Raw genomic sequence first — 23,770 nt, forward strand, 5'->3', positions numbered from 1 at the left:
CGCGCCAGCGTACGACACTTCCGCGCATGCATAATCAACCCATGACGAATACCGCCGCACCCGTGACCGTCCCGCTCGACTGGCCCGACTACGACATCGGCCTCGTCGCCGCGGTCAAGCGCGGCTTCCAGAAGTTCGCCACGTTCTCCGGCCGGGCGAGCCGCCGCGAGTTCTGGTGGTGGACGCTGGGCATCGCGCTGGTCACCGCGGTCCTCTACGTTCCGCTGCTCATCCTCGTGCTGAACAACCCCGACGACCCGACCTCGGGCAGCGCCGGCCCGGTGGTGTTCATCCTGGCCGCGCTCCTCTTCGTGTTCCTGATCGCGACGATCATCCCGTCGCTGGCGATCACCGTGCGCCGCCTGCACGACGCGGGGTTCTCCGGCTGGTACTTCTTCCTGCACTTCATCCCGCTGATCGGCAGCCTCATCGTCGTCGCGCTGTGCTTCCAGGCGACGTCACCGCAGGCTGCACGGTTCGGCCCGCCGGCCTGATCACCACGTCAGGTCGTAGCGCTTTCCGTCGACGTCGAGCCCGACGAGCCGGGCCCGGCCGTCCGATCCCACGGACAGCACCGCGGCGGCCTCGCGGCCCTGCAACAGTGCCCGGTCGATGGTCGTGGCGTCGCGCTGGTTCACGTAGAACCGCTGTGGTCCCAAGCTGAGCCAGGTGGTGTTCTCGGTACAGCTCAGCGAGCCGCGCACGGCGATGTCGCCGTTGTCCCGGGCCCCCTCGCGGGAGTCGTACTTGCCGACGGGGACGTACCGGGTCCCGTTGTTGCGGAGGGCGATCCACCCCTCGCCCGGGCGCGGCCGGCACGTCGCGGCGGGCGGGGTCGACTCGGCCAACCGGATCTCGACGTAGTGGCCGCGCACCAGGTCGCGCGGGTCCGCGCCGCGCATCGACACCGTGATCTCGGTGCCGTGGCTGCGCGCGTGCGCTTCGCGCAGCACCAGCCCGACGAGCGCGGCGATGGACACCGCCGCGACGAGGAGGATGGCGACGGGACGGGCCAAGTCTCGATCCGGCTTCATGCCACGGCCTCCGGTTCCGACGATTCCGCGGGCGTCGCACGTTTCGGCGCGCGGTCGCGGCGCAGGGCCAGGCCGACGACGAGTGCGACGATCGAGCAGGCGAGGAACACGAGCGAGATGACGATGAGGTCGAGGCCGAGGTCGTTGAGGACGGCACACACGGCGACGATCAGGCTGACGACGCCGATCGCGGTCAACACGCTCTGCCGGTCGTAGCGCCCGTAGGCGATCAGGCCCGCCGAGACGGCGATCCACACCACCCGGTGCGTCAGGCCGAGCGCGATGTGGCCGCTAAAGGCGCCGGAGTAGCCGGCCGCGATGAAGAAGCCCAGCGCGCCGAGGACGAACCAGGTCACCGGGATCCGCAGCAGGTGCAGCGGGGCGATGACGTCGCGGTCGCTGCCGCGCCGACCGGTCAGCGCCATCGGGCTGAAGGCCAGCAGGGCGAAGGCGGCCGCGATGCCGAAGAGCGGCCATCCGACCAGCTCGTAGTGGATCGCGAACCACAGGCCGACGCCGAGGACGGCGACCGAGGACACGTGCGCCAGGAAGCCCGACCGCCACCGCAGCGCGATGATCAGCGCCGCCGGTGCGACGACCAGGCTGATCGGCACCGGCCAGCTCCCGTCGTGGGTGATCAGGTCGCCGATGAGGATGCCGACCACGCCGATGGCGAGGGCACCGCGCGAGGCCCCGGCCAGACCCAGCGCCAGCGCGGCGGCCCCGGCGCCGTAGGGGACAGCGGGCGGGTTGCCGGTGATTTCGAAGATCTGTCCGGTCAAGCCGACCGCCGACGCGAAGACCAGCGACGCGATCGTCAGCAGGACGTCGGAGCCGAGGCGTCGACGTCGGCGCACCATCTCCGCGCCGCCGGCCGCGGCCGCCGCGAACCCCGCCAGGAGCAGGCCGAAGCGGACCAATCGGGGAATCCCCTCCCAGTTCGCCGCGATAAACGCGATCACGGCCAGGCCCAACAGCACCGCGGCCACCCAGATCAACGCGGTCACCGCATCGACGCGACGGCGCGCGGGCAACGTCGCGAGGATCGCGCCCCGGCTCTCCGCGGGCACCAGTCCGGCCGCGACCCAGCGGTCCAGGTCCGCGGCGACCCGCTCGGTGTATCCGGCCATCAGCCCACCAGCACCTCTCGTACGTCCGGCTTGAGCAGCCCCGACACCTTGTGCCACGGAACGGTAACCGGCACGAAGTCGCCGGCGGCGTGCGGGACCGACACGTAGAGGTGCATCCCCTCCGGCAGCGGAAGCCACGCGCGGAAGGTGCCGAAGCTGACCCCGCCCTGCTTCAACCGTCCGGTGGGGTCATTGGCGGCGGCGAGTTCGGCGATGGCTTCCGCGGCGCCGTCGGGATCGTCGAACGGTTCGGTGATCGCCTCGCCGGTCTGGTTGTCCACCACGACGGTCTCCACCCGGGTGTTGGGATGCGCGGCCCCCTTCGCGCCCGACAGCACGATCACGACGCCCGCCAGGGTCCGCTCGCCGATCACCGCGCGGCTGCGCTCGGCGCTGCCCAGACTGCCGTCGCTCATGGTTTGGCCGTTACCGCTGGGCGCCCCGGTGAGCGTGGTGAGCAAGGCGTCGAGTTGGCCGTTGAACGACGTCCGGACACCGGCGTCACCGCCGCGCACCTGCGGCAGCATCACGGTCCAGTTGGTGCCGTCGCCGAGTTGGCCGGCACGTCGGACGGTGACGGCGCTGAACCCGGCGGCGGTCGCGGCCTCACCGGCCGAGATGGTGGCGGTCGGCGCCGGACCGGGGGAGCACCCGCTGACCAGACCGGCCGCGAGGACGCCGATGGCCGTCGCGGAGACGAGCAGGGCGCGGCGCATGCCTCCGAGTATGACAAGTCGGCGCGGCCGCCAGACGGACATCTGCGAAGCTTGACCCATGGGATCGGCATCGGGGCGAGTCATCGCGATCACCGGCGGCGCCCGCGGCATCGGCGCGGCGATCGCCCAGCGCTGCCACGCGGCGGGGGCCGTCGTCGCCATCGGCGACCGCGACGCGCGGGCGGCCGCGCGCACGGCCGAAATGCTCGGCGGCCGGTCCCGCGGCTATCACCTCGACGTCACCGACGACGGATCGTTCGCCGAGTTCCTCGCGATCGTCGAGCGCGAACTCGGCCCGATCGACGTCCTGGTGAACAACGCCGGCGTCATGTGGGTCGGCCCGTTCGACGCCGAGCCCGCGAAAGCCTCGGCGGCGATGGTCTCGGTCAACCTGCTGGGCGTCATCCGCGGCGTGCGCCTCGCCGCACCGGCCATGCGGGCGCGCGGCGGCGGGCAGATCATCACCATCGCCTCCGCGGCGTCGAAGGTGGCGCCGCCGGGTGAGGCGACCTATGCCGCCACCAAGCACGGGGTGCTGGGCTATCTGACCGCGGTGCGCGAGGAGCTGCGCGGCAGCGGCGTGATCATCTCGGCGATCCTGCCCGGCGTCGTCGACACCGAACTCGCCGTCGGCACCGCGACCGGTGCCGCCAAGCTGCTCACCCCCGACGACGTCGCGGCGGCCGTCGTGCGCGTGATCAACCGGCCGAAATTCGTCACGACCCTGCCCCGGTACGTCGGGCCGCTCGTCGCCGCCGCCGGACTCCTGCCGCAACGACTGCGCGACGGGGTGCTGCGCCGGATGGTGCCCGACCAGGTCGCCGCGGTCACCGGCTCGGCGGCCCGGCGCGGGTATGAGTCCGACCGGTTCAGCGACTAGCTCCCGAACGGGCCGAAGACATTCAGCCACTCGTGGATGCGCACCGCGGCGATGCCGTCGACGGCGGCGAACGGGTCCCCGGCCAGGAAGTCGCGCACGCCCCGCTCATCGTCGGCGGCGACCATGATCCACGCGCCGCTGCCGTCGACGAAGGGGCCGGCCATCCGCACGATGCCCCGCTCGTGGCCGTCGCCGAGCCACTGTCGGTGTGCGGGCCGGTGCTCGTCGCGCACGGCGGCCCGGTCGGGTGCGTAGGTGTATTCGACGGCGAAGTTCGGCATGGGAACAGGGTAGTAAACGAAGGAGCCGCGACTCCCGAAGGATTCGCGGCTCGCTGTCGCTGATTGGTGGTGGGCGAAGGGGGACTTGAACCCCCACGTCCCGAAGGACACTGGCACCTGAAGCCAGCGCGTCTGCCATTCCGCCACTCGCCCGTGGCACTGAAACAGTGCGCGAGAACGATAACACGGTGGCGAAGACCGGATGAAATCTGATTTCGCGCGATCGGCCTCCCCCGAACGGGTCCTGGTGCGCATGTGGCTGGCGATACTACTGTGACGATCTTGTGTCCTGAGCCGCAGTTCGGGGCCGCTATCATGGAGCGATCTGTTTTACCCGCGCGACACGCCTGAGCGCCGAAAGGGGGCCGATGAGACGTGGGCATTCTGCAACGCATCGAGCGCACCCTCGAGGGCGCCGTGGACGACGGCTTTGCCCGCGTCTTCGGCGGCAAGGTCGCGCCGCCGGAGATCGAACAGGCCCTGGCGCGCGCCGCCGAGGATTCGCTGCGCAGCCTCGATGCCGGCGTCTACCTCGCCGCGAACAGCTACGTGCTGTACGTTTCCGAAGCGGATTTCGCAGCGCTCGACGACGAGTACGAACTCAACCGCAAGACGTTTTCCCGGCACCTGAACGACTTCATTCGCGATAGCGGGTGGCAAACTTATGGTCCGGTCGTCGTAGAGTTCGACCCGACAACAGAACTTCACAGCGGACAGATGCGCGTCACGGCGTCCGTCGATCCCGACGCGGCCCCCCGGCCCCATTCCAGCCGGGGCCAGCCGAGCCCCGCAGCAACCGTCCCCCCAGACCACAATGAAAGCGCACGACGAGGAGCCCCGCAGATGACTCAGAACCCCGGACACGACCAGGGCGGCTACCAGCAGGGTGGCTACCAGCAGGGCGGCTACGGCCAGCCCGATCCGCAGGGTGGCGGTTACGACCAGGGCTACGGCCAGCAGCCCGGCTACGACCAGGGCGGCTACCAGCAGAGCTACGGCCAGCCCGGCTACGACCAGGGCTACCAGCAGCCGGGTTACGACCAGGGCTACCAGCAGCCCGGCTACGACCAGGGCTACCAGCAGGGCTACGGCCAGCCGCAGAACTACGCCCCGACGGCGATCACGCTGCTGCTCGAAGACGGCAGCAACCGCACCTTCACGCTGCGCGAGGGCTCGAACGTCATCGGCCGGGGCCAGGACGCCCAGTTCCGCCTGCCCGACACCGGCGTTTCGCGCCGCCACGTCGAGATCCGCTGGGACGGCAACACCGCGACCCTCTCGGACCTCAACTCGACCAACGGCACCACGGTCAACGACGTCCAGGTGTCCAACTGGGAGCTCGCCGACGGCGACCGGATCCGCATCGGCCACTCCGACATCACGGTCCGCTTCCAGTAGCGAAAGCCGCGCCCGGGAGCGATTACCCGGGCGGAAGTCGAGTATCGCTCCGGTCACAGTCGATACCGAACTGTCACCTTTCAACGGGTGTCGGTGTCGGTTCGACCCATAAGATCGAGAAGACCACTCGTGCGCCGCAGCCGATCACGGCTGCGGCGTTGACCCGATGACGCAAGACGAAAGGCGGTGCGACGTGTCCGGCTTGATCCTGCAGCTGTCCCGCATCGGCTTCCTCGTCCTGCTCTGGCTCTTCGTCTACGCGACGATCCGCGCGCTGCGCAGCGACCTGTCCATCGCCGGCGGTCGCCCGGTCAGCCTGAGCACCCGCGCCCCCCGCGCCCGTGCCGGCAACCGCGCCGCCCGCGGCTCGGCGCGCCACCTCGTCGTCACCGGCGGTGCCCTGGCCAACACCCGCATCACGCTCGGCGACCAGCCACTGCTGCTCGGCCGCGCCGACGACTCGACGCTGGTCCTCACCGATGACTACGCCTCCGAGCGCCACGCCCGCCTGTCCCGGCGCGGCGACGACTGGTATCTCGAAGACCTCGGCTCGACCAATGGCACCTACCTCGACCGCGCGAAGGTGACCACCGCGACGCGCGTCCCGCTGGGCACCCCGATCCGCATCGGCAAGACAGTGATCGAGTTGAGGCCGTGACGCTCGTACTCGACTACGTCGCGCGCAGCGACCGGGGGCTGGTCCGCTCGAACAACGAGGACTCCGTGTACGCGGGCGCCCGGCTGCTCGCGCTCGCCGACGGCATGGGCGGCCACGCGGCCGGCGAAGTCGCCAGCCAGCTGGTCATCCAGGCCATGCAACCGCTCGACGACGACGAGCCCGGCGGCAACATCCTCGACCTGCTGCACCGCGCGATGGACGCCGGCAACGACGCCATCGCCGCGCAGGTGGAGGCCAACCCCGACCTGGACGGCATGGGCACCACCCTGACCGCACTGCTGTTCTCCGGCACCCGCGTCGGGCTCTGCCACGTCGGCGATTCCCGCGCGTATCTGTATCGCGACGGCGAGCTCTCGCAGATCACCCGCGACGACACCTTCGTGCAGACCCTCGTCGACGAGGGCCGGATCAGCCCCGACCAGGCGCACACGCACCCGCAGCGCTCGCTGATCATGCGCGCCCTGACCGGCACCCCGGTCGACCCGACGCTGACGATGCGCGAGGCGCGCGCCGGCGACCGCTACCTGCTCTGCTCGGACGGGCTGTCCGACGTCGTGACCGAGGAGACGATCTCCGACACGCTCGGCTCGGTCGAGTCCGCCTCCGACTGCGCCGACCGGCTGATCGAACTCGCACTGCGCGGCGGTGGCCCGGACAACGTCACGGTGATCATCGCCGACGTGCTGGACACCGAATTCGGTGAATCTCGGCCCATCGTCGGCGGCGCCGCCGGCGGTGACGGCGAAGCCGAGTACACCCCCGACCCCTCGTCGGCGGCCGGCCGCGCCGCGGCCCTGCGCCCGCCGGCCGAACCGACCACGCCGCTGGCCGTCCCCGTACCCGAGGAGCCTGTCCGCAAGTCCGCTCTCAAGCGCCTGCTGGCGATCGTGGGGATCCTGGCCGTGCTCGCCGGCGGCCTGGTCGCCGCCGGGTGGTTCACCCAGGACCGGCTCAAGGCCAACCACTTCCTCAAGGTCGACGACGGCAACCTGGTGGTCTACCAGGGCTCGCCCGACCCGGTGCTCAGTTTCGACCTGAGCACGGCAATCGAACGCGTCTGCATCGACAACCTGGCCGCACCCAAGCCGACCATCACGTTCGTCACCGACAAGAAGGCGCCGTGCAATCCGCTGCCGGTCGCGGCGCTGGCCGAGCTGGACCGCAACGCGGTGCGCGAGAAGAACGTGCGCAACCTGTCCCTCGAGGACATGCACCAGCGGGTGCGGCAACTGAACCTGCTCCCGATGTGCAACCCGGCGCCGCCCCCGCCGCCGGCACCCGGAGCCCCGCCGCCCCCGCCCGGACCGCCCGCGGTGACCGACGGGCCGTGCCGGGGGGCGCGATGAGCGCCCCGGCCGTGACGCCGCACGCCCCCGCGCCCACCAAGCGCGACCGCGCGCGGCGAACCGAGCTCTGGCTCCTGCTGCTCGCGCTGGGCCTGTTCGCCTTCGCCACGGTCATCGTCGAGATCGCGCAGGACCAGCCCATCGGGCTCGACCTCGCCAAGTACGTCGCCGCCTTCGCGGCGATCTACCTCGTGGTGCACTTCGCGGTCCGATTCCTCGCGCCGCACGCCGACCCGCTGCTCGTCCCAGTCGTCGCCCTGCTCAACGGCTTGGGCCTGGTGTTGATCCACCGGCTCGACCTCGGCGCGCGCAACACCGCCGAGACGCTGCCGTCGGCCATCGACGTCCGCAACAACGCCGACCAGCAGTTGCTGTGGACCGCCGTCGGCGTCATCGCCTTTGTCGCGGTCCTGTACTTCCTGCCCGACCACCGCACGCTCGCGCGCTACGCGTACACGCTGGGCTTCGGCGGTCTGTTCTTCCTGGCGCTGCCGATCCTCCTGCCGGACAGCATCTCGACCGTCCCCGCCACGGACGACCTGAAGCAGGATGCCGCCAAGCTCTGGATCCGGACGCCGTTCTTCTCGATCCAGCCGAGCGAGTTCGCCAAGGTGGCGCTGATCGTGTTCACCGCGGCGCTGCTGGTCAGCAAGCGGGATTTGTTCACCACCGCGGGCAAGCGGATCTGGCGCCTGGACGTGCCCCGCGCCCGCGACATGGGCCCGCTGCTGCTGGCCTGGCTCCTCGCCTTTGCGATCTTCGGCCTGCAGCGCGACCTCGGCCCGGCACTGCTGATCTTCATGACGATCCTGACGATGCTCTACATCGCCACCGGCCGGGTGACGTGGGTGGTCATCGGGCTGACGCTCTTCGCGATCAGCGCCGTGGTCGCCTATCACCTCCCCCAGTTCCACCACATCCACAACCGCGTGGAGATCTGGAAGGACCCGTTCGCCGACCCGACCGGCTCGGGCATGCAGATCGTGCAGAGCCTGTTCGGCCTGGCCAACGGCGGCCTCTTCGGCACCGGGCTGGGCTCGGGGCGGCCCAACATGGTCCCGCTGGCGAACACCGACTTCATCCTCGCCTCGCTCGGCGAGGAACTCGGACTGGTCGGTCTGGCCGCGGTGCTGTGCCTGTTCCTGGTGCTGGGCATGCGCGGGCTGCGCACCGGCATCACCGTCCGCGACAGCTTCGGCAAGCTGCTGGCCGCGGGTCTGGCCGCCACCCTGGTGATCCAGCTGTTCATCGTCGGCGGCGGCGTGACCAAACTGATCCCGCTGACCGGCCTCACCACGCCCTTCCTCTCCTACGGCGGATCATCGCTGGTCGCCAACTTCATCCTGCTGGCGCTGCTGGTGCGCGTGTCCAACGCGGCCCGCGAGCCGCAGCAGGCGAAGCCGGCCGGCCCGACGCTGACGTCGATGCCGACGACCGCCCTGGAGATCCCGTCGACGACGGCGGGAGGTGAGGGGTGAACAAGCCGATCCAGAAGGTCGGGCTGCTGCTGTGCCTGCTCGTCGCCGCACTCGTCGCCAACGTCACCTACATCCAGGTGTTCGAGGCGAGCAAGCTCCGCAACGACCCGGCCAACAAGCGCATGCAGTACGACGAGTACTCGCGCCAGCGCGGGTCGATCACGGCGGGCAGCGACGTGATCGCCCACTCGGTGCCGTCGGAGGGCAACCTGCGCTTCCAGCGCAGCTACCCGGGCGCTGCCGCGGCGTTCGCCCCGGTCACCGGGTTCTTCTCGTTCAACTACCGCAGCAGCGGCCTCGAGCAGGCCGAGGACTCCATCCTCAACGGCAACGACGACCGGCTGTTCGGCCAGCGGTTCATGGCGCTGTTCACCGGACGCGACCCCCGCGGCGGCAACGTCGTCACGACGATCAAGTCGTCGGTCCAGCGCGCCGCCTACGACGCCTTGAAGAACGGCCGGTGCAGCGGCACGTGCCGCGGCGCGGTCGTCGCGATCGAGCCCGGCACCGGCAAGGTCCTGGCCCTGGCCAGTTCGCCGTCCTTCGACCCGAACAAGCTCGCGAGCCCGGACATCGGCGAGCAGGAGAAGGCCTACAACAGCTGGTCCAACCCGCCCAACACGGCCGATCCCATGCTCAACCGGGCCATCAACCAGAACTACCCGCCGGGCTCGACCTTCAAGGTCGTCGTCACCGCGGCAGCCCTGCGCGACGGTATCGACCCGGAGATCCGGTTGACCGCCGCCCGCTCGATCGAGCTGCCCGGCACCGAGACCTCGCTGACCAACTACGGCAACCGGTCGTGCCCGGGCTCGGTCGGCGGCACGGTCTCGCTGGCGCAGGCCTTCCAGTACTCGTGCAACACCGCCTTCGTCGACCTCGCGATCAACAAGATGAAGCTGTCGACGGCGACCATCACCGAGACCGCCAAGCGCTTCGGCTTCGACGAACCGTCGCCCGCGCTGCCGATCCCGGTGCGCGCGGACTCGACCGTCGGCAAGATCACCAACGACGCGCAGCTCGGCCAGGCGGCCATCGGACAGTTCGACGTCCGGACGTCGGCGCTGCAGAACGCGATCGTCGCGGCGACCGTCGCCAACGGTGGCGTGCGCATGCAGCCGTACCTGGTCGATAAGCTACAAGCACCCGACCTTCGAACGCTGCGCACGACGTCGCCGACGAAAGTCAACGAACCGATCACCGCGGCGCAGGCGGCAACGCTGACGTCGCTGATGACCGATTCGGAACGGCACTCCGGCGGCTCGGTCACCGTGGCGTCGAAGACGGGTACCGCCGAGCACTCCGGCGGTCAGGGCGGCAGTCAGGTGCCGTATGCGTGGTACATCGCATTCGGGCCCTCGACCAACGCCCGGATCGCTGTTGCGGTGGTGGTGGAAAACGGAGAATTGGGCGTGGACTCGACGGGGGCAACCGTCGCCGCGCCCATCGGACGAGCAGTGATCGACGCGGCATTGGGAGGAGGTACCGGACGATGAGTTTGCAGCAAGGATCGGTCATCGACGACCGCTACCGCCTGATGCGGTTGATCGCCACCGGCGGCATGGGCCAGGTGTGGGAGGCCATGGACACGCGCCTGAACCGGCGCGTGGCGGTGAAGGTGCTCAAGTCCGAGTATTCGTCGGACCCCGAGTTCATCAACCGGTTCCGCGCCGAGGCGCAGACCACCGCGCGGCTGAACAACCCCGGCATCGCGAACGTCTTCGACTACGGCGAGACCCCCGACCGCAACGGCGGCCAGAACCTGGCCTACCTGGTGATGGAACTCGTCGACGGCGAGCCGCTCAACGCCGTCATCTCCCGCCTGGGCCGACTGCCGGTCTCCAACACCCTCGACATGCTCGAGCAGACCGGCCGCGCGCTGCAGGCCGCCCACGAGCAGGGCCTCATCCACCGCGACGTGAAGCCGGGGAACATCCTGATCACGCCGACCGGTCAGGTGAAGATCACCGACTTCGGCATCGCGAAGGCGGCCGACTCGGCCCCGGTGACCCAGACCGGCATGGTCATGGGCACCGCCCAGTACATCTCGCCCGAGCAGGCCAACGGCGACGAGGCGACCGCGTCGTCGGACGTCTACTCGCTCGGCGTGGTCGGCTACGAGGCGCTGACCGGCCGTCGGCCGTTCCTCGGCGACGGGGCGATCACCATCGCGATGAAGCACATCCGCGAGGATCCGCCGCCGCTGCCGTCGAACCTGCCGGCCAACGTCCGCGAACTCATCGAGTCGACGCTGACCAAGGATCCCGGCCAGCGCTACGCCAACGGCGGCGAGTTCGCCGACGCCGTGGCCGCCGTGCGCGACGGGCAGTCGCCGCCCGCGCCGCGTTCGGGCGGCAAGCGCGGTGGCAAGCACGCCGGTGCCGCCGCCGCGTCCGCCGCCGGTACCCGCAACAGCGGGGCGACCCCGCGACCCAAGCCGCGCAAGCCCGCACCGGCCCCCGGCGACGGCGGTTGGACCGCCGGGCAGAAGGCGCTCGCCACGATCGCCGTGATGCTGCTGCTGACCGCGCTGGGCCTGGTCGTCGTGCTGTTCACCCGGATGGCCAAGGACACGCCGTCCGGACCGGAGACCTCGTCGTCGACGACCGTCGTGCGCCCGTCGACGACGCAGGCACCCGCGGCCTCGACGACGCGGCCGACGAGTCGCGCGCCGCGGCCGACCACGACGCGGCCGACCACCACCACGCAGACGCCGGCCCCGCCGCCGGTGCGCCCGCAGCCGACCCGGCAGCGCCCGCGCCCCGAGGACCTCCCGCCCGACCCGGGGGCCCCGACGGCGCAGTGGCCGCCGCCGCTGCCCCGGATCCCAGGGTTGCCATGACGTCGACCCCCCATCAGCTGTCGGACCGCTATCAGCTGGGCGAGACGCTCGGCTTCGGCGGCATGTCGGAGGTGCACTTCGCGCGGGACCTGCTCCTGAGCCGCGATGTGGCCATCAAGGTGCTGCGCGCCGACCTGGCCCGCGACCCCAGTTTCTACCTGCGCTTCCGCCGCGAGGCGCAGAACGCGGCCAAGCTGAACCACCCGACGATCGTGCAGGTCTTCGACACCGGCGAGGCGCAGACCGAGGACGGCCCGCTGCCGTTCATCGTGATGGAGTACGTCGAGGGCGAGACGCTGCGCGACATCCTGCGCGCCGACGGTCCGTTGGCGCCGCGGCAGGCGCTGACCTGGATGGCCGACGTCGCCGCGGCGATGGACTTCTCCCACCGCGCGGGCATCGTGCACCGCGACATGAAGCCGGCGAACGTGATGATCGACCGCACCGGCGCGGTCAAGGTCATGGACTTCGGCATCGCGCGCGCCATGAACGACACCGGCGCCACCATGACGCAGACGTCGGCGGTCATGGGCACCGCCCAGTACCTCTCGCCCGAGCAGGCCCGCGGCCTGAAGGTCGATCCGCGCAGCGACATCTACTCGATGGGCTGCGTGCTGTTCGAGCTGCTCACCGGGGAGCCGCCGTTCACCGGTGACTCACCGGTCGCGGTGGCCCACCAGCACGTGCACGAGGATCCGCCGCTGCCGTCCGACGTCCGCTCGGACATCACGCCCGAGCTCGACTCGGTGATCCTCAAGGCGATCAGCAAGAACAAGGACAACCGCTACCAGAGCGCCGCGGAATTCCGCGCCGACCTGATCCGCGTCCTGTCCGGCCAGCGGCCGGCGGCGCCGATGATCATGACCGAGGCCGAGCGCACCGACCTGATCGACACCGGTCCGCGCGCCATGGTCCGCCCGACGCCGGGCGGTCGGCACGACCCGAAGGCCCGCGCCGAGGAGAAGGCGATGTTCCGCCAGCGCCGGTTGCGCGCGGTCGCCATCGTCGGCGTGGTGGCCGCGATGATCGGCGGCCTGCTGTGGTGGGCGCCGTGGTCGGGCCCGGCGCGCCAGTTGACCGTGCCGACGGTGCAGGGGCTGCCCGAACAGCAGGCCGAGCAGTTGTTGACGCAGACCGGCTTCAAGGTGAAGCCCATGAAGGAGTCGAGTCTCGACGTCAAGGAGGGCCTGGCGACCCGGTCGACCCCGGGGAAGGACGTCCGCGCCGAGGAGGGCTCGGAGGTCACGCTCTACATCTCGTCGGGTCCGCAGCGGCAGAAGATCCCCGACCTCAAGGGCAAGTCCAAGACCGACGCCATCAAGGCGCTCAAGGCGCTGGGCTTCACGACGATCAAGACCGACAAGGTAGATTCGCCGCCGGACCTGTTGGACAAGACGGTCGACACCACGCCCCCGGTCAACACCGCCGTCGCGGTGAACTCGACCGTCACCATCCACATCGGTGAGGGGCCCAAGAAGGTCACCATCCCCGACTTGGTGGGCCAGACCGAGGACCGCGCGCGGGCGATCCTCAACCAGCTCGGCGTCAAGATGTCGGTCGTGCCCGGCGATTCGGAGATGCCGCGCGGCGAAGTGGTCACCACCTCCCCGGCCGCGGGTGCCACCGTGGCGTCGGATCAGACGGTGACGATCACCGTCTCCCGCGGCAACATGTTCGTGGTGCCCGATCTGATCGGCAAGACGCCCGGCCAGGCGCGGGCCGCACTGGCGAGCGCCGGCTGGCGGGTGTCGACGCTGACCCAGTCGTCCCGCGCTCTGCCGCCGCGGCACCGCGACAACGGACGGATCGTCGCGCAGGATCCGCCGGCCGGGTCGGCCATCCGAAAGTCCGACGGCGTCAGCATCGTCGTGGGGCAGAGCCGCCCGTTCTGACGGACTAGTCCAGCGCAGCGGCGAGTTGGGCCTCGAGCCGGTCCACCAGGGCGTCGTCGACGTCGATGCCGCACACCTGCAGCCAATTGGCCAGCATGCGGTGCCCGCCCTCGGTAAGCACGCTCTCCGGGTGGAACTGCACCCCGTGGATCGGCAGGTCGCGGTGCTTCATCGCCATCACGATGCCGGAGTCGGTGCGCCCGGTGACCTCCAGCTCGTCGGGGATCGTCTCGGGGAGCACCGTCAACGAGTGGTAGCGGGTCGCCGTGAAGGGACTCGGCAGACCGGCGAGCACGCCCCGGCCGTCGTGCTCGACCGTCGACGTCTTGCCGTGCAGCAGTTCGGGCGCGCGGTCGACGGTGGCGCCGAAGACCTCGCCGATCGCCTGGTGGCCGAGGCAGACGCCGAGCAGCGGGGTTCCGGTGGTCCGTGCCGCAGCCACTACGTCCTTGGTCACGCCGGCGCGGTCCGGGGTACCCGGTCCCGGGCTGAGCAGCACCCCGTCGTATTCGGCGATCAGCTCGGCCAGATCGACGTCGTCGCCGGCCACGGCCGGGTCGTCGTTGCGCCACACGTCGACCGCCACGCCCAGCTGGCCCAGGTACTGGACCAGGTTGTAGACGAAGCTGTCGTAGTTGTCGATCACGAGGATCCGGCTGCTTTCGCGACTCACGTGGACAGGCTACCGCCCGTTCGTGGGATACTCGGAACCATGCCCAAGTCAAAAGTCCGCAAGAAGACCGATTACACGATCTCCACGGCGAACCGGACTCCCGTCAAGGTGAAGGCCGGCCCGTCCGGCGTGGTCTACATGAGCGTCATGTTCGGCCTCATGCTCCTCGGCCTGCTGTGGCTGGTCGTGAACTACCTGGCCGCCGACGACGAGCACTACGGCGCCGAGGGCAAGTTCCTCCACTGGATGAATGAGCTCGGCCCGTGGAACTTCCTCATCGGTTTCTCGCTCATGGTCGCCGGTCTGCTCATGACCATGCGGTGGCGCTGACCCGACCACCGTTTCATCCACACTGTGGAAATCACATGTGTGTAATTAGTCCACACTGTGGGTAACCCCTGTGGATAACTAGGAGGCGCGCGGTGCAGGCTTCATGGGCGACGCCGGTTGGATTCGGCTATGCGCTACTCATCGGCGCGCTGGCACTGCTCGGCGGCGCACTCGCCGTGGGCGTCGACGCCGTCGCGCTGGTCCTGGTGCTCGTCGCCGTCGCGGGTCTCGTGTTCGCCGGCGCCTCCGCGCTGCGCCTGCGCCCGCGGCTGGCCGTCCACGACAACCTGCTCACCGTGCGGACGCTGACCGGGCGGCAGTCGTATGCGCCCGACGAGGTCTACCGGATCCGGGTTCTCTCGCTGCGGCACATCGGGCGGCGCAGCTCGCAGTTGGAGTTGGATCTGGCGACGCCGGAGTCGACCGCGGCACCGCAAGAGTCGGCGGCGGGGTTGCCGCCGGACAATTCTCGACTCGTGGTGTTCGGCCGATGGGATCTCGGCGAGGATCCGCACGCGGTGGCACAAACGTTGGCTCGGGCGGGTTTCCCCGTCGACGACGCCGACCGCGGCGATCGATAGCGCGGCGCGCTAGTAGCAGTACCGCCATTCCCAGCGCTTGGTCTGGGCGTTGTAGAAGCGGGACTTCGACTTCGGCTTGCGGCCCGGGACCAGCGGCCCCCAGACACAACTGGCATTCCGGCGGCCGCGCCGAGCGGGATTGGTAAACATGCCGCGCATCTCCTTGTCTCTCTCGGCGCAGTCAACGGCCGGATATCTCAAAACTTAGTTCACGATCTTCACGAACCGCTGGCTCGTACCTGTCAGCTTGCTGGGAATCGGTGGAAAGGAGAAACCCGGTCGCCGAAGCAACCGGGTCTCTCGAGAAAGCTGTTAGCCGCGAGGGCTAATCACCAGCCGTAGCCGTAGCCGTAGGGACGGCGACGACGGTAGCCCCAGGGGCCGCGACGGCGGTAGCGGCGGCCGTACGGGCCGCGGCCGTAGCCGTGGTCGTCGTAGCCGCGGGGGCCGTGGCCGTAACCGTGGGGACCGTGGTGGTGGCGCATATGAATGCCCTTTCCTCGTTGTCGACTGTGTCGACTCTCTTGTTGAATCGACGTTGGTCGATTGACCAAGAACCTACTCGACCGATCTCCCGAATCACTGCCGGACACCTGGAAGGTTACTGTGAACTGATCGACCCGAGATCAGGCCGAGACCTAGGTGCGCAGATGCGGCGCGGCGACGCCGAGCAGGACCGCCACACCGAGCAGCACGATCATCGCGGCCCACGCCGAGCTCACCGCCCTGCTGCGCAGGTCCGCCGTCAACGTCTTGCCGCCCACGACCCACTCGGGCACGTAGAGCGCCAGGACGGTCGCGAGGATGCCGAAGGCCAACCCGCCCAGGTGCCCCCAGATGGAGATGCCGGGGACGGTGAACGAGATGACGAGGTTGACGACGATGATGCCGATGACCTGCCCGGGTGGCGCCTTCAGCTTCAGGACGATGACGAGCATCGCGCCCATCAGTCCGTAGATGGCACCCGACGCCCCCGCGGTCTCCTGGTGCGGGGAGGAGAACAGCACCACGGCGGCGCTGCCGCCGAAGAGCGAGATCAGATAGATCAGCAGGTACCGCGCCGTGCCCAGGATCGGCTCGATCATCGTGCCGAGGATGTAGAGCGAGACCATGTTGACGACGATGTGGATCACCGACAGGTGCAGGAAGCCCGACGTCAGCAACCGCCAGTACTCGTGGTCGGCGATGGCCAGCGGGCTCAACGTCGATTCGTTGAACACCGTCGACGAGGAGGCGCCGAAGAAGTCGGTGGTGTGGGCCTGGGCGACGCACACCGCGAAGACCGCGAGGTTGATCGCGATCAGGCCGTAGGTGGCCAACGGCCGGGCCCGTGTGGCAGCGGGACCCGGCCGGGGCGTCGAGACGGTGATGGCTAGTCCTTCAGCTCGATGGACTCGATGACGACCTCGTCGCGCGGCCGGTCGCCGGGACCGGTCGGCGTCGTGGCAATGGCGTCGACGACCTTGCGCGACTCCTCGTCGGCGACCTCGCCGAAGATGGTGTGCATCCGGTTCAGGTGCGGGGTCGGGCCGACGGTGATGAAGAACTGCGAGCCGTTGGTGCCGGGGCCGGCGTTCGCCATGGCCAGCAGGTAGGGCTTGGCGAAGGTGAGCTCCGGGTGGAACTCGTCCTCGAACTTGTAGCCCGGGCCGCCGCGGCCGGTGCCGGTCGGGTCGCCGCCCTGGATCATGAAGCCGTCGATGACGCGGTGGAAGACCGAGCCGTCGTAGAACGGGCCCGAGTCACCGCCCTTCGCGTTCTTCGTCGAGTACTCCTTCGACCCGTCGGCGAGGCCGGTGAAGTTGGCCACCGTCTTCGGCGCGTGGTTGGGAAACAGGGTCACGGCGATGTCGCCGCGATTGGTGTGGATGATCGCTGTATTCGTCACACGACCATCCAACCACCTCGGCCCGCGGTTTGGTGCGCGGGCGACCCGTTTGGCAGGCTGGACGCATGCGTTCGAAGTCCCTCCTGGCGGCCATCGTCGCCGCCCTGTCCGTGGCTGTCGGCGTCGTCGTGGCCCGACGACTGTCCGCCGGCGGGGTCGACCCCGTCGCCGACGCGCCGCCGCGCGTGACCGACTTCTCGCACTGAGTGCCGCGCACCGGGTAGTTTTGCCATATGAGTTCACACGAGCGCAGGGACGACGCGGCCGCCGATAGCCCGTTGACCCGTCGGCCCGCGCCCATTCCCCCGGGCACCGCCGCGGCCGGCCCGACTCCGCCGCCGCCGCCGACCACGACGTCGCGGACGCGCCGCAACTCCTGGACGCCCGCCGATCCGGCACCGGCGCGCCGTCGACCGCCGACCACGCCGCCCGGCGCGACGCCCCCGCCCGCCCCCGGCGGACCCAAGCACGGCGCCCCCGACGCCGGCCAGACCGAGGTGATCCCCCCGGTCACCGGCGGCACCCCCGCCCCGCCCGCGAAGAAGGCGCCGCCGAAGAAGGCCGGAGCCGCGGCGAAGCGGAAGAAGCCCCTGATCACCGGTACCGCCGCGCCGATCCCCACCGGCACCGCCGCAGCGGGCCCCACCGGTGCCAAACCCGCCGTCCCGAGCCCCACGACCCACTCGTCGAAGCCCACCGGGCCGGCGAAGGGCAAGGCCGGCGCCACGGTTGCCGCCGCGAAGTCGGTGCCGACGCCGTGGTCGAAGAAGCCGGCCGGCGCCAAGCCGCACCCGATTCCGCCGCGCGAGGACGCACCGGTGAACAAGCACGCCTGGCAGGCGATGCTCTACTCGTTCTTCGGCATCACCGCGCCCGTCGGCGTCTACCTGGGGCGCAAGGCGCGCGGCGAGATCGCCCGCACCGGCGAGACCGGCGAGCCGTACGCGATTGCCGCGCTCATCATCGGGTGGGCCTACCTCACCGCGCTGGGCCTGGGTTTGATGACGTACCTGATCTTCGTCATCGGCGCCCGCTGACCGGCGGCTATTTCACCGGCACCGGGTAGCGGTACCGGCGCAGGTAGCCCTCGAGGCTCGTGTTCGAGGTGCCCGTCGTCGGGCTTCCCACATTCACCGGGGCCAGGGGCAGTTGCGCCCGACCCGAGGTGATCGTCACCCGTGCGCGACCGCTCGGGTCGTAGTAGTCCCACCGGTAGCGGTTGGAGTCGGTGACTCGGATCGCCAGTCGGTGTCCGGCGCGCACCACCCAGTCGGTCGCGTACAGCCGCACCTCGGTCTCGCCCCGTTCGACGACGGAGACGTTCTGGCTGATCATGACGGCGTTGCCGGCCGGGTCGACGTCGTAGAGGTCGACGGCGATCGGGGTCTCGACGAACGCGACCGCGGGTTCCGGGTTGCGCACCCGCGCGGTCACCGTGACCTTCGGCTTGCCGCTGATCCGGATCGCGGTCGACTCCGGCGGCAGGACCGTCCATACGGCATTGCGCGGATCGTCGAAGCTCGCCCGGTTGGCCGCCGCCGCGGCCGCGACGCCGTCGAGTTGGGTCGCCACCCAGCGCCCCTTGTACCGGATCTTGGTCGCGACCTGCTTGCCGTCGTAGCGGAAGGTGCCGGTCTTCAGGTCGACCGTCCGCGTCGACGTCGACCCCGGCCAGCTCGGCTGGGTGCGCCAAGCGGCGGTGTTGTCCTGCACGTAGAAGCCGGTCGGTGCCGTGCCCTGTCCCTTGAGGTAGTGGTCGTAAAAGGCGGCCACCTGGTCGAGGTAGTCGGTGCGGCCGGTGGAGGAGCGGTCGGTCGCGCGGCCCATCATCACCGTGCGGTCGGTGTCGTTGCCGCGCACGTGATCCCACATGCCGAGCCAGCCGGTCACGGGTCCGCCGAGTTTCTGCAGTGCCTCGACGAGGCCGTCGGCGGCGGTGTTCTGGTCGATGAACCCCTGCGACAGGAAAATCGGCACCCGCGAGCCGCGCAGCTTCGGCAGGATCGGGCGGCTCTTCCAGTACGGATCGTTGGGCTCCGGGTTCTGCGCCCGGACGATCGCCGACGGCAGGCAGGCCGCGTTCATCAGGTTCGCTGCCGAGCGCTGGGTGTGCTCGCGCCATTGGCGGCTGTCGACGTTCTGCGGCGGGGGGTTCGTCGAGGTGTAGACCAGCGACAGCGGGGTGCCCACCCGGGTCGTGCGGGGGACGCCGTTGCCGTAGAGGTAGCGGTACCAGTCGTACACCGGCTCGGCGGCGACGACGGCAGACAGTCCGGGGATCCGTCCGCCGGCGGCCATCAGACCGGTCACCGCGTCGTAGGACTTGCCGTACATGCCGACCTTGCCCGACGACCACCGCTGCGTCGCCGCCCAGCGGACCATCTGCCGCAGGTCGGCGCGGTCGGCGGCACCGCTGTTGTCGGGGCAGCCGCTGCTGCCGCCGTAGCCGCGCAGATCGACGAAGACCACGGCGTATCCGCGCTCGAGGAGCCGCGCGCCGTAGACCAGGTCGTCGTAGCGGTCCGGCGGTGTCTGGACCGGCAGGCCCCGGGTCTGGCGCAGGTGCTGGAAGTACGGACCGGCCATGAGGATCGTCGGAACGCGGCCGCTGCGCTTGCGCGGGAGGAGGACGTCGGCGTAGAGCTTGGCCCCGCCCGCCGACGGGATGTAGGCGCCGTACCAGTTGGCCCCGGGCACCCGGCCCAGCTTCTCCCATTCGGAGGCGACCGGCTTGCCGGGTTTGGCGTCGGCGGGGGCGGCCATCTGGCCGGTGCCGAGGACGGCAACGGCAGCGATCGCAAGCGCGATCCAGCGTGACGCCCCTCGACGCCCCCGACCAAGGGCCAACATGAACCTCACACTAATCGATGTCACGATTTGGTGTCGGCGCGGGATGGACGGCGCGCCACCGGATGATGCTCGCGAAAAAAATTGTGGAGCCTAGGAGAATCGAACTCCTGACATCCTGCTTGCAAAGCAGGTGCTCTACCAACTGAGCTAAGGCCCCGATCGCCAGTCGCGCGAGTGGGACTCGCCGGGCTGACAGGTGTGGGTGGTGGGCCTAGGAGGACTTGAACCTCCGACCTCTTCGTTATCAGCGAAGCGCTCTAACCGCCTGAGCTATAGGCCCGTGAACCGAATGGAGACATTACCGCACTACAGGCCGGGGAAACAAAACGGCCGTCGGCGTCAATCCAAGTCGGCGAGGGTGACCTCGACGCCGCCGATGAAGTCGGCGCACAGGTTGTAGATGAACGCCCCGGCGCTGGCCAGCGCGGTCAGCAGGATCGCGTCGACGACGCCCAGCAGGAAGGCCCAGCCGAAGATCGTGCCGGCCCCGATCGCGTCGGACGAGCCACCGCCGTCGGTGGTCAGCGTGCCGACCGACGAGTTGACCTGGGACCAGATGCCCATGCCCTCGAGGATCAGGTAGAGGACGGCCACGGCGATCATCCAGATGAAGAAGCCGACGACGGCGAGAACGGCCGACACCTTCAGCACCGACCAGGGATCGATGCGGCGGACCTGGACGGTCGCGCGCAGGGCACGACTGCCCGATCCGGCCGCGCCGACCTGCGTCGGCGCCGACCGCTGACCGACCTTGGCGACGTTGTGCTGGGTGGTTCCGGTGGCGTGGATCTGATCGAGGTCCGGCAGGTCCTTCGACCGCACCGCGGAACGGCCGATGTCGCGGGTGGGCGACTCGACGAACCGGTCGCCGCCGGCCTTGGCCGCAGCTGCTGCCGGCGCCGCTGCCGCTGGTGCCGCGGCCTCTGCCGGCTCGTCCTGCTTCGGCGCCGCGGTGCCGGTGATCAGCGGCTTCTTCCGCTTCGCCGGGGCCGGGGCCGCTTTGGCGGGAGCGGCCTTCTTCGCCGCAGCGGCGTTCGGCTCGTCCTTGCCGGAGACCTTGTCCTCGGCGGCCTTTGCGAGGTCCGCGACCTTCTTCTCGGCGGCCTTGGCGCCCTCGACCACCTTCTCCTCGGCGGCCTTCGCCGCATCAGCGGCCTTACCCGCCGCCGCGAGGGCCGCGTTCTTGGCCTTCTCGCCGGCGGACGCCGCGCTCTTGTTCGCCTCGTCGGACTTCGGGTCGCGATCGTCAGTGCTCACGTGTGGTTTCCTATCTAGTCCGTCGAGTCCTCGTCGGGCTCATCGGCGTTTCGGGCGATGGCCAACAGCGTAGTGCCTTCACCCAGGTTCATCAGACGAACTCCCTTCGTCTGGCGCCCGGCGCGTCGCACCTGCTTGGCCCGCGTGCGGATGACGCCGCCGGTCGAGGTGATGGCGTACAGCTCGCTGTCGTCGTCGACGCGCAGCGCGCCGATCAGCTCGCCGCGCTTCTTGTCGTGCTGGATCGTGAGCACGCCCTTGCCGCCGCGGCCCTGCACCGGGTACTCCGACATCGGCGTCCGCTTGGCATAACCGCCCGACGTCGCACAGAGCAGGTAGTCCGCCTCGTCGACGACGACCATGGATAGGAGGGTGTCGCTCTCGTTGAAGCGCATGCCCTGCACGCCGGAGGTCTGCCGGCCCATCGGGCGCAGCGCCTCGTCGGTCGCGCTGAACCGGATCGACTGCCCGTGCGCGGACACCAGCAGCAGGTCGTCCTCGGCGCTGCACAGGCGGGCGGCGACCAACTCGTCGTCGCCGCGCAGGTTGATCGCGGCGATGCCGCCGGAGCGGTTGGAGTCGAAGTCCTCAAGCTTGGACTTCTTGACCAGGCCGCCGAGCGTGGCCAGCACCAGGTACGGGGCGTCCTGGTACGACTTGATCTGGATGACCTGGGCGATCCGCTCCTCCGGCTGGAAGGCCAGCAGGTTCGCGACGTGTTGGCCGCGCGCGGTGCGGGCCGCCTCGGGCAGCTCGTACGCCTTGGCGCGGTAGACCCGGCCCTTCGTGGTGAAGAACAGGATCCAGTCGTGGGTCGAGCACACGAAGAAGTGCGCGACGATGTCGTCCTGCTTGAGGCCGGCGCCCTGCACGCCCTTGCCGCCGCGCCGCTGGCTGCGGTACAGATCGGTCTTGGTGCGCTTGGCGTACCCGGTCTCGGTGATCGTGACGACGACGTCCTCGCGGGCGATCAGGTCCTCGTCGGCCACGTCGCCCTCGGCGGCGATGATCTTGGTGCGCCGCTCGTCGCCGTACTTGTCGACGATCTCCTTGAGCTCGTCGCGCACGATCGCGCGCTGGCGCTCGGGCTTGTCGAGGATGTCCTTCAGGTCGGCGATGACGCGCTCGATCTCGGCGAGCTCGTCGACGATCTTCTGGCGCTCGAGCGCCGACAGCCGGCGCAGCTGCATCGCGAGGATCGCGTCGGCCTGGATCTCGTCGATGTCGAGTAGGTCCATCAGGCCGGTGCGCGCCGCCTCGGTGTTCGCCGACGCGCGGATCAGGGCGATGACCTCGTCCAACGCGTCGAGCGCCTTGACCAGGCCGCGCAGGATGTGGGCGCGCTCCTCGGCCTTGCGCAGCCGGTAGCGGGTGCGCCGCACGATGACGTCGATCTGGTGCGCGACGTAGAAGCGGATCATCTGGTCCAGGCGCAGGGTGCGCGGCACGCCGTCGACGATGGACAGCATGTTGGCGCCGAAACTCGTCTGCAGCTGGCTGTGCTTGTAGAGGTTGTTCAGCACGACCTTCGCGACGCCGTCGCGGCGCAGGGTCACGACGATCCGCATGCCGACGCGGTCCGACGACTGGTCCTCGATGCGGCTGATGCCCTTGAGCTTGCCCTCGTTGACCTGCTCGGCGATCGACTGGATCAGGTTGTCCGGGTTGACCTGGTACGGCAGCTCGGTGATCACCAGGGTGGTGACGCCCTTGCTGTTCTCCTCGATGTCGACGACGCCGCGCATCCGGATCGAACCGCGGCCGGTCGTGTAGGCGTCGCGGATGCCCTGGCCGCCGACGATCAGGCCGGCCGTCGGGAAGTCCGGTCCCTTGACGACCTCCATGCAGGCGGCGAGCATCGTCTCGTCATCGGCCTCGGGGTTCTCCAGCGCCCAGAAGACGGCGTCGGCGACCTCGTTGAGGTTGTGCGGCGGGATGTTGGTGGCCATGCCGACCGCGATGCCGCCCGAGCCGTTGATCAGCAGGTTCGGGATGCGCGCAGGCAGGACCGTGGGCTCCTCGGTCTTGCCGTCGTAGTTGGGCACGAAGTCGACGGTCTCCTCGTCGATGTCGCGCAGCATCTCCATGGCCAGCGGTGTGAGCCGGGCCTCGGTGTAGCGCATGGCGGCCGGACCGTCGTTGCCGCGCGAGCCGAAGTTGCCCTGGCCGTCGATCAGCGGGTAGCGCATCGACCACGGCTGGGCGAGGCGGACGAGCGCGTCGTAGATCGCGGTGTCGCCGTGCGGGTGGTAGTTGCCCATGGTCTCGGCGACGGGCTTGGCCGACTTCACGTACGGGCGGTCCGGGCGGTAGCCGGCGTCGTTGGTCGCGTACAGCAGGCGGCGGTGCACCGGCTTGAGGCCGTCGCGGACCTCGGGCAGCGCACGGCCGACGATCACGCTCATCGCGTAGTCGATGTAGCTGTTCTGCATCTCCTGCTGGATGTCGACCGGCAGGATGCGATCGTGTCCGCCGTCGTCGGTGGGCGGCAGCGTGGTGTCGGTCATCGATACCT

The 23,770-nt window shown here is 69.8% G+C and carries 25 protein-coding genes and 3 tRNA genes; 13 read left to right on the forward strand and 15 right to left on the reverse strand.

All coding sequences use genetic code 11. The features are described from left to right. The first annotated feature begins 41 nt into the window (after positions 1-41). Positions 42-494 (forward strand): DUF805 domain-containing protein, encoded by a 453-nt coding sequence (locus tag QM728_RS14675; protein ID WP_415032743.1) that lies wholly within the window; start codon positions 42-44, stop codon positions 492-494. Here QM728_RS14675 and QM728_RS14680 read toward each other — a convergent pair whose 3' ends face one another. The 3 genes from QM728_RS14680 to QM728_RS14690 are packed head-to-tail and all read right to left on the reverse strand — an operon-like array spanning position 495 to position 2,880. Next, the gene (locus QM728_RS14680) at positions 495-1,034 is read right to left on the reverse strand and encodes a GDYXXLXY domain-containing protein (protein ID WP_415032744.1); all 540 of its coding nucleotides are present in this window, start codon (positions 1,032-1,034) and stop codon (positions 495-497) included. Next, positions 1,031-2,164, reverse strand: a complete 1,134-nt coding sequence (locus QM728_RS14685) for a DUF2157 domain-containing protein (RefSeq protein ID WP_415032745.1) — start codon at positions 2,162-2,164, stop codon at positions 1,031-1,033. The genes QM728_RS14680 and QM728_RS14685 overlap by 4 nt, the downstream gene beginning before the upstream one ends. Next, complete coding sequence (locus tag QM728_RS14690) at positions 2,164-2,880, reverse strand: hypothetical protein (RefSeq protein WP_415032746.1); 717 nt, start codon at positions 2,878-2,880, stop codon at positions 2,164-2,166. Before QM728_RS14690 ends, QM728_RS14685 begins: the two co-directional genes overlap by 1 nt. Before the next feature lie 58 nt (positions 2,881-2,938). Between QM728_RS14690 and QM728_RS14695 the strand changes: the two genes are divergently transcribed. After that, complete coding sequence (locus tag QM728_RS14695) at positions 2,939-3,760, forward strand: SDR family oxidoreductase (RefSeq protein ID WP_415032747.1); 822 nt, start codon at positions 2,939-2,941, stop codon at positions 3,758-3,760. On the opposite strand, the gene QM728_RS14700 is transcribed toward QM728_RS14695, so the two are convergent. After that, a complete protein-coding gene (locus QM728_RS14700) occupies positions 3,757-4,041 on the reverse strand; it encodes a YciI family protein (RefSeq protein WP_415032748.1) in 285 nt (94 codons plus the stop codon). The genes QM728_RS14695 and QM728_RS14700 overlap by 4 nt on opposite strands. Before the next feature lie 67 nt (positions 4,042-4,108). Next, positions 4,109-4,194: transfer RNA gene (locus tag QM728_RS14705), tRNA-Leu, on the reverse strand. Between the two features lie 222 nt (positions 4,195-4,416). Here QM728_RS14705 and QM728_RS14710 point away from each other — a divergent pair. From QM728_RS14710 to pknB, 7 genes are all read left to right on the forward strand, one after another. Continuing rightward, entirely contained in the window at positions 4,417-5,439 is a 1,023-nt protein-coding gene (locus QM728_RS14710; RefSeq protein ID WP_415032749.1) for an FhaA domain-containing protein, read from the forward strand. A gap of 193 nt (positions 5,440-5,632) precedes the next feature. After that, positions 5,633-6,097, forward strand: a complete 465-nt coding sequence (locus QM728_RS14715) for an FHA domain-containing protein (RefSeq protein WP_415032750.1) — start codon at positions 5,633-5,635, stop codon at positions 6,095-6,097. Further along, positions 6,094-7,464, forward strand: a complete 1,371-nt coding sequence (locus tag QM728_RS14720) for a PP2C family protein-serine/threonine phosphatase (protein WP_415032751.1) — start codon at positions 6,094-6,096, stop codon at positions 7,462-7,464. The genes QM728_RS14715 and QM728_RS14720 overlap by 4 nt, the downstream gene beginning before the upstream one ends. Then, positions 7,461-8,942, forward strand: a complete 1,482-nt coding sequence (locus QM728_RS14725; RefSeq protein WP_415032752.1) for an FtsW/RodA/SpoVE family cell cycle protein — start codon at positions 7,461-7,463, stop codon at positions 8,940-8,942. Before QM728_RS14720 ends, QM728_RS14725 begins: the two co-directional genes overlap by 4 nt. Continuing rightward, on the forward strand, positions 8,939-10,438 hold the full coding sequence (locus QM728_RS14730; RefSeq protein ID WP_415032753.1) for a penicillin-binding transpeptidase domain-containing protein: 1,500 nt from the start codon (positions 8,939-8,941) through the stop codon (positions 10,436-10,438). The genes QM728_RS14725 and QM728_RS14730 overlap by 4 nt, the downstream gene beginning before the upstream one ends. Then, positions 10,435-11,784: a protein kinase domain-containing protein gene (locus tag QM728_RS14735; RefSeq protein WP_415032754.1), complete on the forward strand. Its 1,350-nt coding sequence runs from the start codon at positions 10,435-10,437 to the stop codon at positions 11,782-11,784. Before QM728_RS14730 ends, QM728_RS14735 begins: the two co-directional genes overlap by 4 nt. Continuing rightward, positions 11,781-13,676, forward strand: coding sequence for a Stk1 family PASTA domain-containing Ser/Thr kinase (gene pknB / locus QM728_RS14740; RefSeq protein WP_415032755.1), 1,896 nt, complete (start codon positions 11,781-11,783; stop codon positions 13,674-13,676). The genes QM728_RS14735 and pknB overlap by 4 nt, the downstream gene beginning before the upstream one ends. Positions 13,677-13,680: 4 nt before the next feature. On the opposite strand, the gene QM728_RS14745 is transcribed toward pknB, so the two are convergent. Next, complete coding sequence (locus tag QM728_RS14745; protein WP_415032756.1) at positions 13,681-14,349, reverse strand: aminodeoxychorismate/anthranilate synthase component II; 669 nt, start codon at positions 14,347-14,349, stop codon at positions 13,681-13,683. Between the two features lie 39 nt (positions 14,350-14,388). Here QM728_RS14745 and crgA point away from each other — a divergent pair, with 39 nt between their 5' ends. Continuing rightward, complete coding sequence (crgA, locus tag QM728_RS14750) at positions 14,389-14,679, forward strand: cell division protein CrgA (protein ID WP_415032757.1); 291 nt, start codon at positions 14,389-14,391, stop codon at positions 14,677-14,679. Between the two features lie 92 nt (positions 14,680-14,771). After that, positions 14,772-15,260 (forward strand): PH domain-containing protein, encoded by a 489-nt coding sequence (locus QM728_RS14755; protein WP_415032758.1) that lies wholly within the window; start codon positions 14,772-14,774, stop codon positions 15,258-15,260. Positions 15,261-15,269: 9 nt separating this feature from the next. Here the strand turns inward: QM728_RS14755 and QM728_RS14760 are convergent, their stop codons facing one another. From QM728_RS14760 to QM728_RS14775, 4 genes are all read right to left on the reverse strand, one after another. After that, the gene (locus QM728_RS14760) at positions 15,270-15,410 is read right to left on the reverse strand and encodes a hypothetical protein (RefSeq protein ID WP_415032759.1); all 141 of its coding nucleotides are present in this window, start codon (positions 15,408-15,410) and stop codon (positions 15,270-15,272) included. Positions 15,411-15,589: 179 nt separating this feature from the next. Further along, positions 15,590-15,745, reverse strand: a complete 156-nt coding sequence (locus tag QM728_RS14765; protein ID WP_415032760.1) for a hypothetical protein — start codon at positions 15,743-15,745, stop codon at positions 15,590-15,592. Positions 15,746-15,898: 153 nt separating this feature from the next. After that, positions 15,899-16,579 (reverse strand): rhomboid family intramembrane serine protease, encoded by a 681-nt coding sequence (locus tag QM728_RS14770; protein ID WP_415032761.1) that lies wholly within the window; start codon positions 16,577-16,579, stop codon positions 15,899-15,901. 53 nt (positions 16,580-16,632) lie between these two features. Beyond that, complete coding sequence (locus QM728_RS14775; protein ID WP_415032762.1) at positions 16,633-17,148, reverse strand: peptidylprolyl isomerase; 516 nt, start codon at positions 17,146-17,148, stop codon at positions 16,633-16,635. Positions 17,149-17,213: 65 nt separating this feature from the next. On the opposite strand from QM728_RS14775, the gene QM728_RS14780 reads away from it, so the two are divergent. Together QM728_RS14780 and QM728_RS14785 are read left to right on the forward strand one after the other, a co-directional pair. Next, complete coding sequence (locus QM728_RS14780) at positions 17,214-17,354, forward strand: hypothetical protein (RefSeq protein ID WP_415032763.1); 141 nt, start codon at positions 17,214-17,216, stop codon at positions 17,352-17,354. 27 nt (positions 17,355-17,381) lie between these two features. Then, positions 17,382-18,185 carry a DUF4190 domain-containing protein gene (locus QM728_RS14785; protein WP_415032764.1) on the forward strand — a complete coding sequence of 268 codons (804 nt, stop codon included), beginning with the start codon at positions 17,382-17,384 and terminating at the stop codon, positions 18,183-18,185. A gap of 7 nt (positions 18,186-18,192) precedes the next feature. On the opposite strand, the gene QM728_RS14790 is transcribed toward QM728_RS14785, so the two are convergent. From QM728_RS14790 to gyrA, 5 genes are all read right to left on the reverse strand, one after another. After that, positions 18,193-19,998 carry a CocE/NonD family hydrolase gene (locus QM728_RS14790; RefSeq protein WP_415032765.1) on the reverse strand — a complete coding sequence of 602 codons (1,806 nt, stop codon included), beginning with the start codon at positions 19,996-19,998 and terminating at the stop codon, positions 18,193-18,195. 84 nt (positions 19,999-20,082) lie between these two features. Next, a tRNA-Ala gene (locus tag QM728_RS14795) sits at positions 20,083-20,155 on the reverse strand. Positions 20,156-20,201: 46 nt separating this feature from the next. After that, positions 20,202-20,278: transfer RNA gene (locus tag QM728_RS14800), tRNA-Ile, on the reverse strand. 59 nt (positions 20,279-20,337) lie between these two features. Next, the gene (locus QM728_RS14805) at positions 20,338-21,255 is read right to left on the reverse strand and encodes a DUF3566 domain-containing protein (protein WP_415032766.1); all 918 of its coding nucleotides are present in this window, start codon (positions 21,253-21,255) and stop codon (positions 20,338-20,340) included. Between the two features lie 14 nt (positions 21,256-21,269). Beyond that, entirely contained in the window at positions 21,270-23,762 is a 2,493-nt protein-coding gene (gyrA, locus tag QM728_RS14810; protein ID WP_415032767.1) for a DNA gyrase subunit A, read from the reverse strand. Between the last annotated feature and the right edge of the window lie 8 nt (positions 23,763-23,770).

It is taken from the genome of Gordonia sp. (in: high G+C Gram-positive bacteria) (genome assembly GCF_047602025.1).
GTDB lineage: Bacteria > Actinomycetota > Actinomycetes > Mycobacteriales > Mycobacteriaceae > Gordonia.